This is a genomic window from Geodermatophilus sp. URMC 65 (assembly GCF_053502545.1).
This window is the reverse complement of the sequence record NZ_CP199954.1, coordinates 1,203,708-1,216,277: the sequence shown is the minus strand read 5'-3', so window position 1 is coordinate 1,216,277 and position 12,570 is coordinate 1,203,708. Positions and strand designations below refer to the sequence as shown.

Below are 12,570 nucleotides of genomic sequence, written 5' to 3'. Positions count from 1 at the left end.
TGCCCACGGCCCCTGCAGGGTCCCGCCGCGAGCCTGGTGACGTACTGGAACGGCCACTCTTCAGGGGCCCGCCGGGCCCGTCCAGAGGCTCGCCGCGAGCTTGCGAGCGGTGAGGAGGACGGGGTCCTTCTACGAGGCGTGGGGAAGGGTGGTCCCTGCTCAGGCCCGTCCGGCGGCCTGCCCGGTCGCGTCGACGTAGCGGCCGCGCAGCCGCAGCAGCGGATCGCCTCCCGGGGCCAGCACCGGGACGTCGGTGACCTCCAGCAGCGCGAGCACGTGGTCGCCGGCCTCTACCAGCCGCTCCAGCCGGCAGTCCAGTGCGGCCAGCCCGCCCTCGAGCAGGATCGCCCCGCTCTCCTCGGCCCGCCGCCAGGGCACCGACTCGAGCAGGTGGCGGGCGCTGGGCCGCCCGGCCGAGGAGAACCGGCTGGCCACGATGGCGTGCTCGGCGGCCAGCACGGTCAGCCCGCAGCTACCCACCTCCCCGAGCACCTCGGCCGGGTACCCGCCCGCGGCGAGGCCGACGGCGACCAGCGGCGGCTGCGCCGACACGCTCATCACCGAGGAGACCGTGGTGCCGACGTCGTCGATGTCGTCGCGGACGGTCAGCAGGCACACCGCGGCGGCGTACTGGCGGAGGGCCTCGGCGAACGTGGCGGGGTCGACCGGCATGGCGGCCAGTCGACCACACGCGCTCTCCGGGGCGAACGGCGTGCGCCGGAGCGAGGTCCCGGGATCGGGGACTGCACTTCTCCGCACATCGTCGCCGGTGCCGGTGCCGGCTGGGGCCAGCGGCAGCCGTCAGGCCCGGTCGAGCAGCAGCAGGGTGTAGGCGGCCAGGCTCGGCCCGTCGGTGAACCGGCCGTCGCGGACCATCGCCCGCAGCTCGGCCTCGCCGACGAAGGCCGACCGCATGTCGGCCTCGGTCGCCTCCCGCGCGGTCGGCCCCTGGGTGAGGTCGGTGGCCAGCCAGACGTCGAACTCCTGCGTGGACAGCCCGGGTGCCAGGTCCAGGTGCCCGAGGTGGCGCAGCGACCCGGCGCGCAGGCCGGTCTCCTCGGCCAGCTCGGCGCGGGCCAGCTCCTCGGCCGAGCCGTCGGACCCCGCCGTCCAGGTGCCCTGCGGGAACTCCCAGGCGCGGCGGCCGACCGGGTAGCGGAACTGCTCGACCAGCCAGAAGCCGTCGCGCTCGTACGGCAGCACGAGCGCGAAGTTCGGCTTCTCGACCACGCTGTAGACCCCGGCGCTGCCGTCGGCGCGCTCCACCGCGTCCTCCCGCACCCGGATCCACGGGTTGCGGTAGACCTCCCTGCTGCCCGTCCTCCGCACGAGGCCATCCTGCAGCAGAAGGACCCCGTCCCCCTCACCGCTCGCAGGCTCGCGGCGAGCCTCTGGACGGGGCCGGCCCGGGACGGGCCGGCGGCAGGGTGGTCCTCTCTCAGGGCGGGCGGCTGTGCGAACGGTCACCGTGCTGGAGTGGAGGCGTGCAGCTCGGACCCTCCCGCACCTCCTGGCGCCGCTACGTCGCCCTCGGCGACTCCTTCACCGAGGGGCTGGCCGACCCCGATCCGCAGCGCCCCGGCGAGTTCCGCGGCTGGGCCGACCGGCTGGCCGAGCACCTGGCGGCCGCGGCCGACGGCGAGGTGGAGTACGCCAACCTGGCCATCCGCGGCCGGCTGCTCGGCCAGGTGCTCGCCGAGCAGGTGCCGGTCGCGCTGGCCGCCGAGCCGGACCTGGTGAGCCTGGTCGCGGGCGGCAACGACCTGCTGCGCCCCGGCGCCGACCCCGACCGGCTGGTCGCCGACCTGGAGGACGCCGTCGTCCGGTTCCGCGCCGCCGGGGCCGACGTGCTGCTGGCGACGGGCGTGGACCCGCGGCAGACGCCGATCATCCGGCGCACCCGCGGGCGGGTCGCGGTCTTCAACGCCTCGCTGTGGTCGGTCGCGGTCCGGCACGGCGCGGTCGTCCTCGACCAGTGGAGCGCCGGGTGGGTGCAGGACTGGCGGATGTGGGACGGCGACCGCATCCACCTCACCGCCGAGGGCCACCGGCGCACGGCGCTGGCCGCCGCCACCGCGCTGGGCCTGCGGGTGGACGACGACTGGCGCACCCCGCTGCCGCCCCAGCCGCCGCGCGCGCTGCGGGCGGCCCTGGCCGAGGAGGCGGCGTGGGTGCGCGGCTTCGTCGCGCCGTGGATCGGCCGGCGGCTGCGCGGCCGGTCCTCGGGGGACGGCCGCGCAGCCAAGCGGCCGGTGCCGCTGGCGCTGCCGCGCGGCTGAGCAAGGACCCTCTGCCCCCCACCGCGCGTGGGAGGACCCCGTCCTCCGCACCCGCTACTCCTGGTCGAGGCGGCGGTCCTCGGTGGGCAGGCCCTCGTCGAGCAGCTCGTCGACCGTCATCGCCCGGGTGGCCGGCGGCTTGGGCGGCGGCACCGGCGGCAGCCCGGAGGTGACGAGCGCCTCGCCGGCGAGCACGTCCTGCACGGTGACCTCGCCGGGCGGCAGGGTGCCGGTCAGGTCGACGTCCCCGGTGCTCGGGACCGTGGCGGGCAGCGGCGCCGGCCGGCCGAAGGCGTAGCCCTGGGCCATCTCGCAGCCGTGCTCGCGCAGCCAGTCGGCCTGGTCGAGGTCCTCGATGCCCTCGGCGATGACCTGCAGGCCCATGCCGAGGCCCAGCTGCACCAGGCCCTGGACCAGCGCCGCGGTCGAGGGCTCGGTCACCACGTCGGCGACGAAGGACCGGTCGATCTTCACGGTGTGGATGGGCAGCCGGTGCAGCGCGGTGATGGCCGAGTAGCCGGTGCCGAAGTCGTCCAGCGCCAGGGTGACGCCGGCGTCGGTGACCTCGGAGACCGCCTGCAGCGTGGCGTCGGCGGCGAACAGCGCCGTCGACTCGGTGATCTCCAGCTCCAGCCGCTCGGGCGGCAGGCCGGACTCGGCCAGCGCGTCGGTGACCAGCTCGGGGAAGCCGGGCTCGGCGAGGTGGCGGGCGGAGATGTTGACGTGCACGCGCAGGCCGGCCGGCCAGCCGGCGGCGTCGAAGCAGGCCTGGCGGAGCACCCAGGCACCCAGCCGGGAGGTGAGCCGGTTGTCCTCGGCGGCGGTGAGGAAGGCCCCCGGGGGGAGCAGTCCGCGCGTGGGGTGCTGCCAGCGGATGAGCGCCTCGTAGCCGAGCAGCGTCTCGTCGTGCAGCGACACGATCGGCTGGTAGAAGAGCCGCAGCTCGTCGGACTCCAGGGCGTTGCGCAGGTCGGCCTCCAGCTGCAGCTGGTCGACCTCGCTGTCGGACAGCCCGCCGTCGTGCACCTCGATGCGGGCACGGCTGCCGTCGGCCTTGGCCCGGGTGAGCGCGGCGTGCGCCTGGCGCAGCAGGTCGTCGGGGGCGACGTCGGAGCCGAGGGTCAGGCCGACGCTGGCCGAGAGCACGATCTCGCGGTTGCCGATGAGGAAGGGGTCGTCCAGCACCGACAGCAGCCGGTCGGCCATGGTGCGCAGCCCGTCGAGGTCCTCGACGTCCTCGGCGAGGATGAGGAACTCGTCGCCGCCCAGCCGGACGGCGGTGTCCTCGACGCGGGTGCTCCAGCGCAGCCGCTCGGCGACCTGGATGAGCAGCTGGTCGCCGGCCTCGTTGCCGAGGACGTCGTTGACCGCCTGGAACCGGTCGAGGTTGAGGTGGACCAGCCCGACCTGCAGCCCCCGGCGGCGGGACAGCGCGAGGGCGTGGTTGAGCCGGTCGTTGAGCGCCCGCCGGTTGGGCAGGCCGGTCAGCGGGTCGGTGAAGGCCCGCCGGACCAGGTCCTCCTCGGCGCGGCGGCGGTCGGTGACGTCGACCAGCGAGAGGACGACGAACTGCGGCGTCCCCGCGCTCGTGTGGACGACCTCGTGCGACTGGGTGGCCCACAGCTCCGTGCCGTCGGCGCGGCGCAGCCGTCGTTCGCCGTCGACGCGCAGCCACGGGTCCAGCGGGCCGTCGCCGCGGTCGGGCACCGGCGCCTCGTCGGGGTGGGCGAGCAGGTCGACGTGCCGGCCGACCATGTCCTCGGGCGTGCGGCCGGTCATGGCGCACAGCGCGTCGTTGACGACGAGCAGGTGGCCGTCGAGGTCGACGAGGGCCTTGGGGATGGGTGCGGCGACGAACAGGGCGCGGAAGAGTTGTCCGCGGTCGGCCAGCAGGGTGTCGATCGCGCGGAGCCTCGAGCCGGCGGCGGCGCCGGCGGTCCCCTCCCGGGGACGCGACACGTCGGGGGCGCTCAGGTTCACCCGGACAGCCTGCGGGACCGGATCCCTCCAGGCCGGGAACCCGTCGACGGAGAGTCGTGGTCGATCGGTCACACAACGTGACAGCGCGTGCACGGTGTGGCAGGTGGGGCTGCTGGGGCGCCTGGGGGACCCCGCGGGGGTGGGGTCGCCCGCCGTCGGGAACAGCCGCGGGGTTCCTGGTGCTCGACCGCAGCAGAGCGACGAGAGGTGAGGGTGATGGAGAAGCGGATCGGGTTCCTGTCCTTCGGGCACTGGCAGCCGATCCCGGGCTCGCAGGTGCGGACCGGGCGGGACGCGCTCGTGCAGAGCGTGGAGCTGGCGGTCGCGGCCGAGGAGGTCGGGCTCGACGGCGCCTACGTGCGGGTGCACCACTTCGCCCGGCAGCTGGCCTCCCCGTTCCCGCTGCTGGCCGCCATGGCCGCGCGCACCCGCCGGATCGAGGTCGGCACCGGCGTGGTCGACATGCGCTACGAGAACCCGCTGTACATGGCCGAGGAGGCGGCGGCGACCGACCTGCTCAGCGACGGCCGGCTGCAGCTGGGCGTCAGCCGCGGGTCACCCGAGACGGCGCTGCGCGGCTCCGAGGCCTTCGGCTACGTACCGCCGGAGGGCTCGACGGACGCCGACCTCGCCCGGCAGAAGACCGCGCTGTTCCTCGCGGCTGTCCGGGGTGAACGGCTGGTGGACGCCGACCCGCGGATGACCGGCGGCATGCCCGGCAAGCTGGCGGTGCAGCCGCAGTCGCCGGGTCTGGCCGAGCGCATCTGGTGGGGTGCGGGCACCCGGGCGACGGGGGAGTGGGCCGCGCGCCAGGGGCTGAACCTGATGAGCTCCACGCTGCTCAGCGAGGACACCGGCGTCCCCTTCGACGAGCTGCAGGCCGACCAGATCGCCCGCTACCGGGCCGCCTGGGCCGAGGCCGGCTGGGAGCGCACGCCGCGGGTGTCGGTGAGCCGCAGCGTCCTGCCGGTCACCAGCGACCTCGACCGGCAGTACTTCGGCGAGCGCTCGGGGGAGGACCAGGTGGGCCTGCTCGAGGGCGTGCGGGCCCGCTTCGGCAAGAGCTACGTCGGCGAGCCCGACCAGCTGGCCGAGGAGCTGGCCAAGGACGCCGCCGTCCGCGAGGCCGACACCCTGCTGCTGACCGTGCCCAACATGCTCGGCGTCGAGTACAACGCCCGGCTGCTGGAGACGATCGCCCGCCACGTCGCTCCGGCCATCGGCTGGCTGCACCGGGACCAGCGCGGTCGCTGACCATCGGGCGTCACCCGGACGGGTGGCGCCCGGACGTCGGTTTGCGCCGCGGTCCGCGGTGATGCTGCGGCCGATGTCCGACGACCAGGCCTTGCCCCGCGACGCCGACGCCCGCTGGGCGGAGGCTCGCCCCCGTCGTGCTGTCCGTGGTCAGCTCCGTCATGACGGGACGCGACGCCCGCAACGCGAGGCCCTTCCTGGCCGCGCACCCCGACTGAGCCGGATCGGCGCGACCGCTGGTCGTCCGGCCGTCCCCGGACGAGCCCGGTTCGTTCGACCCTGGTGTCCCGCAACCGACCGCGCTCCGATGGGGGACGACTCCGGAGTCGACCGCGGAGCGAGCGCCACGGGAGCAGCTCGCGACGGAGGGCCGCGCCGTTGACCGAGGTGCGCAACGTGGCGTCGCACCAGGCTGCGCCCGATCGGAAGGTCGATGACGTGAGCGCCACTCCGCGGAGAACTGCACTGGTCCTGTCCGTCGTCGCAGGCACACTGATGGCAGTGACGACTGTCGCCACTGCGGCGCCTGCCGCGACCGACGAGCCGACGACGCTGCAGGTCGAGGGCACGCAGACCCAGGTCAGCCCCGAGCTGTACGAGAGTCACGGCGGGCTACTGGGGGACTTCTGGATCCTCTCGTTCGATCCGCTCTACGAGTCCGATTCCCGGGTGATCGGAACTGGCAGCGAGCGGTTCGTGGGCTGCGTTGACGTGGACCTCGACGGAGCGTGCGGCGCGAGCGAGCCGTCCGGGGAGCTGTGGTTCGACTTCGTCGAGTGGATGACGTTGGACCCGTCCACGGGAGCGCTGATCGAGAGCAACTGCACGCACCCGATCACGGGCGGGGCTGACGACTTCCACGGCGCTCGGGGGATCGTCACGATGCAAGCGGTCGCGGTGGACGGCGAGGTCGAGATCACGTACGAGGGGACGGTCGTCCTGAACGCGGTGCCGGCGGATGCACCTGCAGCGCAGGCGTCGGCACCTCAGGCGTTCGCCGCGGACGTCCCGGCAGCCAGCCGAGGGCACTGCTAGACCTGGTGTCCCCCATCCGCTGAGCTAGAGGCGCTCCGGCTCTGATCATCGAATCCTCGCTGACCTGGCCGGTCGCCCGACGTGAGATCTCCCGCGCTGCGGCCCCCGTCGACCCCCCTGCGGGGTCGGTGGTGGTCATGCTGCCGCCCGTGACCGACGGGTCCCGTCACCCTCACGGCGTGGACGACCGTCGTCCGGATGCGTCGGGGGATCCGCGTTCGCCACCATCGCGCAGCGCCGCTGTGCGTCCTCACTCCGCTCAGCGCGAGCAGCTGCTGGCACGGGTCCGTGGCCCGGCCCCGGTCGACCCGGCGCACACGGGGCCGGCCCGACGTGTGACGGAGCAACTGCTGGTCCAGCAGTTCGCCGTGCAGCGCAACACCGGCATGGCAGTGCTCTGACCGGCCTGGCGGTGGCGATCCCCGCCTGATGGCGCGTGGGCCCAGCCGTCGCGTTCGCCGTCCCGACTGCCGTGGCCGGAGTCCGCACCGGGCAGCACGCCCGGAGTGCTCGGGCCTTCCTGGCCGCACACCCCGACTGAGCCAGACCAGCGCCGACGTCGGCCTCGTGGTCGCCCGGACCCGGAGGCCGGGTCTGGTTCCATCGACGGAGGGTCTGGGGGCCCGCGCCGGTTCCGTCGGGGAGCGGCCCCTCGCTATCCTCCTGAGCAGTCTCGTGGAGGTACGCCGCGTCCGCTCCTGTGGTGGAGGCCGTGTGAAGACGCCCGAGATGCGCCTGGCGCGCTGGCTGGACCTGCTGGGTGAGCTCCTCCGAAAGCCGTTGGTCGAGTTGCCGATCGACGCGATCAACGCCGAACTGCTCGCCACGTTCGACGCCCACGGCGCCGCTCTGCACTGCCGCGCCCCTGACGGCGTGCACTCGCTCCGTGCCTGGCCCGAGGACCTCTGCAAGGCGCGGATGGAGGGGCTCAGAGCGACCGTCGATACCCAGCCCATCGCCCGGTGGTACCGGACCACCCGGTCGCCCGCCCCGTACACCTCCGGTCGGGTGCCCCGCACCATCGCCGACGAGCGGTGCGTGCAGGCGTGGGTGGAGATCAGCCGCCCCTACGGGATCACCGAGCTGCTCTGCCTCCCGCTGCACGTGGCGGCCGACGAACATCGCATCTTCGTCGCCGGTCGGCCCGACCGGGACTTCACCGACGCCGACCTGGAGCTGGCGCGGCTGGTGCAGCCCGTGCTGATCGGCCTGGACCGACAGGTCACCGAACTGCTCCGGTGGCGGTCTCGCGACGACCGGGCCCTCGCTGAGGCCGTCCGACGGGCGGCCGTCGACGAGACCCGGCTGACCGGACGCGAACTCGCGGTCCTGGAGCTGCTCGCCGAGAGCCTGAGCGCGACGGCCATCAGCCGGCGCCTGGGCATCGGGGTCCGCACCGTCAACACCCACCTCGAGAACCTGTACCGCAAGCTCGGCACCAGGGACCGGCTCGCCACGGTCCTGCGCGCCCAACGCTGCGGCCTCCTGGTGGGCCAGGGCCCCGGCGCCTGAGCGGCGCGGATCGTCTCGACGACGACCGGGTGAGATCGGCCCCGAGGCCACGTGTGGGTGCGCAGAGCTCGCGCCGGGGACCACGGGCCCTGGACCAATGCCCTCGGTACTCCTTCCGATACCGGGCTCGCCGTCCTCCTGCCAGCGTTCAGCGAGAGAGCTGATCACCGATGCGCTCCATCTGTCAGCGCCTGTCCGACGAGGCCGCTCACGGGGACGCCGCCGTGACGACGACCGGCCGGTGGGGATCCCGGTGGTCGACGCGAGCCGGTGGAGGAGGACGGTGCCGCTGCTCGCGGCACCGGAGTGAGGGTCTCCAGGAGGAGGATCGACATGAGTACCGGGACCAGGAGAACCACGAGGAAGCTGGCGATCGGCTGTGCGGGTGCCTTGGCTGTGGCGGTGTGCGGCGTCGCCGGTGCCGCCCAGGCGGACGCGAACACCACGTCGGTCTGGAAGGACGGGAACACGCTGCGCGTCTCGGCCGACTACAACGTGCAGAACGAAATCCTGGTAGGGAGGAATGCCGCTGACTTCTTCGTCAGCGACGTCGACACGGTCAGCGCCGGCGCGGGATGCACGGCTGTTGTCCCCCCGAACCCCAACATGGTCCGCTGCTCGGCAGCCGGGATCACCCACGTCCTCGTCGAAACCAGAAACCGCGACGACACGGTCGACGTCAGTCAGGGGGACACATCCGCGACGATCAGGGGCGGCTCGGGTGCAGACACCCTCATGGGCAGCTCGTACGACGACCGGATCGAGGGCGGCAGTGGCAACGACCCGATGCTCAACGGTGACGCGGGCAGGGACCGCACGTTCGGTGGTAGCGGCGACGACGAGCTCAACACCGGGGACGGCGACGACTACGGCGAGGGTGGCGACGGCCACGACATCCTCCGTGGCGGTGACGACGCGGGCGGCGTGTTCGGCAACGACCACCTCATCGGCGGCTCCGGACGGGACACCTTCGACGGCGGCCCCGGCAACGACCGCCTTGAGGGCGGCGCCCACAGCGACACGATCAACGGCGACGACCATGACGACCACCTCATCGGAGGCCCAGGCTGGGACCGCCTCGACGGCGGCAATGGCACGGACAGGTGCCAGAACGGCAACGACACGAAGGTGAACTGCGAGCTCTGACCGAGCAGGTCTCCAGACGGCCGGGCGACGGGGGGACCCGGCCCGAGCAGCGGGCTCCGGCATCCCGGTCGGGGTGCCGGAGCCCGCTGGTGGGAGTCGGCGACCAGTTCGTGGTGGACGGCGGGATCGTCCAGGCGTCCCCGAGGTCTCCTCGGGTCTTGTCGGACCGCTGGGTGAGCAAGCACCTGCTGGCTGAGCCCTGTGGCCGTGTCGGGAACCACGTTCCCGCAGGCAGTGCGCCCGGCAGGGATCGAACCTGCGACCAAGTGCTTAGAAGCTGTCCGGGCCGAAATGCTGTGCTGACCTGCATGTTTGCACCTCAGACGTGAGCGTAGGTGCCATAGTTGCCTGGTCACTGCAGCGTCTCTGTCCGCACCGTCCAGACACTCTCCGATAGCAGCGTAAAGTCGGCGGAGTCTGTCTGTGTCCGTCCGGTTCCTCGCCCACTCACGGAACAGGCTGTCGATCTGTGAGGTACGACGTCGAGCCTCGGGGAGCTCCACCATCGTGGGGTCAGCGTTTACGAGTTCAGCTCGGTTGACACCACCGACGCGGACGCCGTCCCGGAGGCTGTAGCGCTCGATGAACTTCCCACCTCTGGTACCGGCGGCCTTCACGACGACGTAGGACGGATCGAGCCGCACCACCTGGCCGCTGCGGTACTTCCGCCGGCTGAACTCCGCACCTGACTCGATGGTCACGGTGTCCCCTGGCATGAGAGCAGCGAGTTGCTCGGCAGAGAGCCGGTTGTCGACACCCACGACTACGAGTCCTCCCTGAGCTGGCGCTCACGGGACGAGCTGTGTCCTGCACCAGCCCGACGGGAAGAAGCCGTGACGAAACCAGGCTAGCTCGCTAGCTCCTTAGACGAGCCGGATGCGCTCCGGCGGCACGGTCTGCAGGTGCTGGCCCATGCCCCACTCGTGCTGGACGGAGTAGTCGACCTGTGCCATGTAGCCCCGGCCGTCGTCGCACAGCCGCCAGGCTGACTGGAAGCCCTGCCACCACTGACCCTGTGCTCAACCTCGACCGGGCGCGGCGGGTCGTACCGGTGCTCATTCAGGAGTCGGACGATGGCACGCACAGGAGAGATCTACCCCAACGAGGACACCTCCTCGTACAAGCGTTCGAGTGATCTTTGTGTCGTTGGGATGAGGGGACATGGAGGCATGCACTCATCAACCGCTGAAGCGGCATGCCCAGTTACGTCACCAACCGAGGGCGACGCCGCTGTGGGTCGGCGATCCTGACGACTGGGCGCTTGTCCGGCAGCAGCCGCGTCCCCCGCTGGTCTGTCCCGAGCCGAGTTGCGACGTTGAGCTGATCTCCTACGAGAATCCTCAGAACCAGTACAACCCGCGGATCTTCAAGTTCAAGCACGTCGGGAGTTCCTGCAACCACTGGAGACCGGATGCTCACGGCGGTGGCGGGCCGCCGAGTCCTGAGCATGCGTGAATGCAGCTGTACCTCACCCGCGTCGCGACAAGCCTCGGATACACCGCCACACCAGAACACCCCCCGACTAGAGCAGACGTGTTCGTCCATGAGTGCTCGTACTGCCTGGAGGTGCAGCTGCGACCGACACAGTTTCGCCAGCGCACCTCCCAACGCGAGGCCAAAGGGGCACGGGTCTGCTGGTTCATCCGGGAAGGACTGAACACAGAGAAGGCGCGCAAGGCATTGTTCGGCCTGCCGGCTGTTCGCTTCCGGGTAGTCGACGGAAGTGAACCAGGACAACTGATCACACCGTGGGACGAGCCTGACAATCAAGATCTCCTTGATCAGGCGCGACTGCAGGTGTTCGGGACGATCGCGCATCTCGAGAGATCCCGCACCGGCGAGCTCGCCTTCCGGACACGGACCATGGATGGGACAGTCTTCTTAGATGAGATCCTGTCCGACCGGCGGCGCTGGTATCGGCCGATGATCCTGGGCCGGAGGACGGGGTTGTGGGCACTGCGAGGAGACGTGTCTGCCTACTTTGCTCGAAGACGGAGGCACGCCACACAGCCTTGAGTGGCGCCAGGCGCTCGGGCTAAGCACACAGGACGCGACACCCCCAAGCCGGGTTGAGCCCGAGGGCGCCACGAAAGTTCCAGGTGGTGTCAGCCGCTCAATCGGAACCAGGGAAGCTCGAGCCGGCGCGGGAGCTGCAGGCATCGCATGGACGTGCCTCAGCAGCACTCGCAGTCGAAACCCCTGCACCGAAGATGGTCAGCGCCAGCAGTACACCAGCGATGACCCTGCGCCTCAGACCTGATCGGCTTCGTTGCATCTCATTCCCCCTGGTGCGACGTGGTTCTGTGGTGCGGGTCTATCGTTAGTCTGGGATCAGAGGCGAGCTAGGGCAGAAGGACCCCGTACGGGACGCCTGGGTAGCGAAGGGCTTATAGCGATGAGTGTCTACACTCATACACTCCCCGAACGCTCGAACGCCCGTTCGCCCGAACGGGTCTAGTCCTTGATGCGGTGTTTTCTCAAGTATTCGTCGATGGCGTCTCTCACCATGGCGCTCATGCTCCCCAGCTTCCCCTGCCGCTTGTCTTGGAAGGAGAGCTCACGGAGGGAGTCCATCTGGTCTTCGTAAATCTCGAACGAGTTTCTAGTGATAATCCGCTTCCCGTTCGCCCGAACGACCGTTGAGGCGTTCGGCCGTTCGGGTACGACTGCAGCTGACTGCTTTGTTGCCGGCGGTACGACAGTCTGGACCTGCTGCGGTTTCTCGATCTGGGGCATCCCGTCGAGTGGGAAGCCCAGGCTCCGTACTCTTGCGTTGGGATCAAAATCCTCAAGGTTTGGTTTTCTCATAGTCTTTCAGCATCTACCTCTGGTCATCGTTGTACTTGATGAGCCAGTCAGCGAAAACGTCGTACGCAACAGCCCCGTTGTGCTTAGGATCGAGCACCGATATTGGGGTCTTGGCGTCATAGGATCGTGAGAAGATTCGACGGACGGCACGCCCATCGCCTTTGAGGTCACCGGCGCCGGACCGACCCTCGTGCTGATCCAAGCGAACCTTCTCAGGTTGGGTGCCCATGTCTAGCTCCTCTCCGTACCGCGGGCCGGCGCCGCCCTCCGACTCGCTTACATTAGGGCGCAGGTGTTACCCGCTCACGTAGCGATCAGGGGGCGCTGAGGCGCGAAGGCCTCCGCTGCGCAGGCTCGGGCTGTGGCGGCTACTGCTGCGTTCCGCGCTGCAGAAGTACATCGACGCAGCACGTCCGCCGGAGCGCCAGCCGGCCATGTCCTCCGCCCCGGAGCGGACGTCGCGACGTCGCAGTGACGGTGGCAGTGGTCCCTTATTCTCTTGGGATTGACGGAGTGATGAAACGACCGGCTTTGATCACCACCGGGGTCTTGCAAC

The 12,570-nt window shown here is 70.9% G+C and carries 10 protein-coding genes; 6 read left to right on the top strand and 4 right to left on the bottom strand.

Annotated features, from left to right (window positions below):
• Nucleotides 1–159: 159 nt before the first annotated feature.
• A complete protein-coding gene (locus ACWIX7_RS05735; RefSeq protein WP_448620592.1) occupies nucleotides 160–672 on the bottom strand; it encodes a flavin reductase family protein in 513 nt (170 codons plus the stop codon).
• 129 nt (nucleotides 673–801) lie between these two features.
• On the bottom strand, nucleotides 802–1,329 hold the full coding sequence (locus ACWIX7_RS05730; RefSeq protein WP_448620591.1) for an NUDIX domain-containing protein: 528 nt from the start codon (nucleotides 1,327–1,329) through the stop codon (nucleotides 802–804).
• 155 nt (nucleotides 1,330–1,484) lie between these two features.
• On the opposite strand from ACWIX7_RS05730, the gene ACWIX7_RS05725 reads away from it, so the two are divergent.
• Nucleotides 1,485–2,279, top strand: a complete 795-nt coding sequence (locus ACWIX7_RS05725; protein WP_448620590.1) for an SGNH/GDSL hydrolase family protein — start codon at nucleotides 1,485–1,487, stop codon at nucleotides 2,277–2,279.
• A 54-nt stretch (nucleotides 2,280–2,333) separates the two neighbouring features.
• On the opposite strand, the gene ACWIX7_RS05720 is transcribed toward ACWIX7_RS05725, so the two are convergent.
• Nucleotides 2,334–4,259 (bottom strand): putative bifunctional diguanylate cyclase/phosphodiesterase, encoded by a 1,926-nt coding sequence (locus ACWIX7_RS05720; protein ID WP_448620589.1) that lies wholly within the window; start codon nucleotides 4,257–4,259, stop codon nucleotides 2,334–2,336.
• Between the two features lie 216 nt (nucleotides 4,260–4,475).
• On the opposite strand from ACWIX7_RS05720, the gene ACWIX7_RS05715 reads away from it, so the two are divergent.
• The 5 genes from ACWIX7_RS05715 (at nucleotide 4,476) to ACWIX7_RS05695 (ending at nucleotide 11,222) form a co-directional block, all read left to right on the top strand.
• Complete coding sequence (locus ACWIX7_RS05715; protein WP_448620588.1) at nucleotides 4,476–5,513, top strand: LLM class flavin-dependent oxidoreductase; 1,038 nt, start codon at nucleotides 4,476–4,478, stop codon at nucleotides 5,511–5,513.
• A gap of 396 nt (nucleotides 5,514–5,909) precedes the next feature.
• On the top strand, nucleotides 5,910–6,548 hold the full coding sequence (locus ACWIX7_RS05710) for a hypothetical protein (RefSeq protein ID WP_448620587.1): 639 nt from the start codon (nucleotides 5,910–5,912) through the stop codon (nucleotides 6,546–6,548).
• Nucleotides 6,549–7,262: 714 nt separating this feature from the next.
• Complete coding sequence (locus tag ACWIX7_RS05705) at nucleotides 7,263–8,060, top strand: response regulator transcription factor (protein WP_448620586.1); 798 nt, start codon at nucleotides 7,263–7,265, stop codon at nucleotides 8,058–8,060.
• Nucleotides 8,061–8,393: 333 nt separating this feature from the next.
• Entirely contained in the window at nucleotides 8,394–9,206 is an 813-nt protein-coding gene (locus ACWIX7_RS05700) for a calcium-binding protein (protein WP_448620585.1), read from the top strand.
• A gap of 1,455 nt (nucleotides 9,207–10,661) precedes the next feature.
• Nucleotides 10,662–11,222: a hypothetical protein gene (locus ACWIX7_RS05695; protein ID WP_448620584.1), complete on the top strand. Its 561-nt coding sequence runs from the start codon at nucleotides 10,662–10,664 to the stop codon at nucleotides 11,220–11,222.
• A gap of 438 nt (nucleotides 11,223–11,660) precedes the next feature.
• On the opposite strand, the gene ACWIX7_RS05690 is transcribed toward ACWIX7_RS05695, so the two are convergent.
• Nucleotides 11,661–11,942: a hypothetical protein gene (locus ACWIX7_RS05690; protein WP_448620583.1), complete on the bottom strand. Its 282-nt coding sequence runs from the start codon at nucleotides 11,940–11,942 to the stop codon at nucleotides 11,661–11,663.
• Nucleotides 11,943–12,570 lie beyond the last annotated feature (628 nt).

Bases quoted from the DNA above. Each gene is read 5' to 3' on its own strand.
- ACWIX7_RS05735 (WP_448620592.1), bottom strand. From the start codon at position 672: ATGCCGGTCGACCCCGCCACGTTCGCCGAGGCCCTCCGCCAGTACGCC.
- ACWIX7_RS05690 (WP_448620583.1), bottom strand. From the start codon at position 11,942: ATGCCCCAGATCGAGAAACCGCAGCAGGTCCAGACTGTCGTACCGCCG.
- ACWIX7_RS05695 (WP_448620584.1), top strand. From the start codon at position 10,662: ATGCAGCTGTACCTCACCCGCGTCGCGACAAGCCTCGGATACACCGCC.
- ACWIX7_RS05700 (WP_448620585.1), top strand. From the start codon at position 8,394: ATGAGTACCGGGACCAGGAGAACCACGAGGAAGCTGGCGATCGGCTGT.
- ACWIX7_RS05715 (WP_448620588.1), top strand. From the start codon at position 4,476: ATGGAGAAGCGGATCGGGTTCCTGTCCTTCGGGCACTGGCAGCCGATC.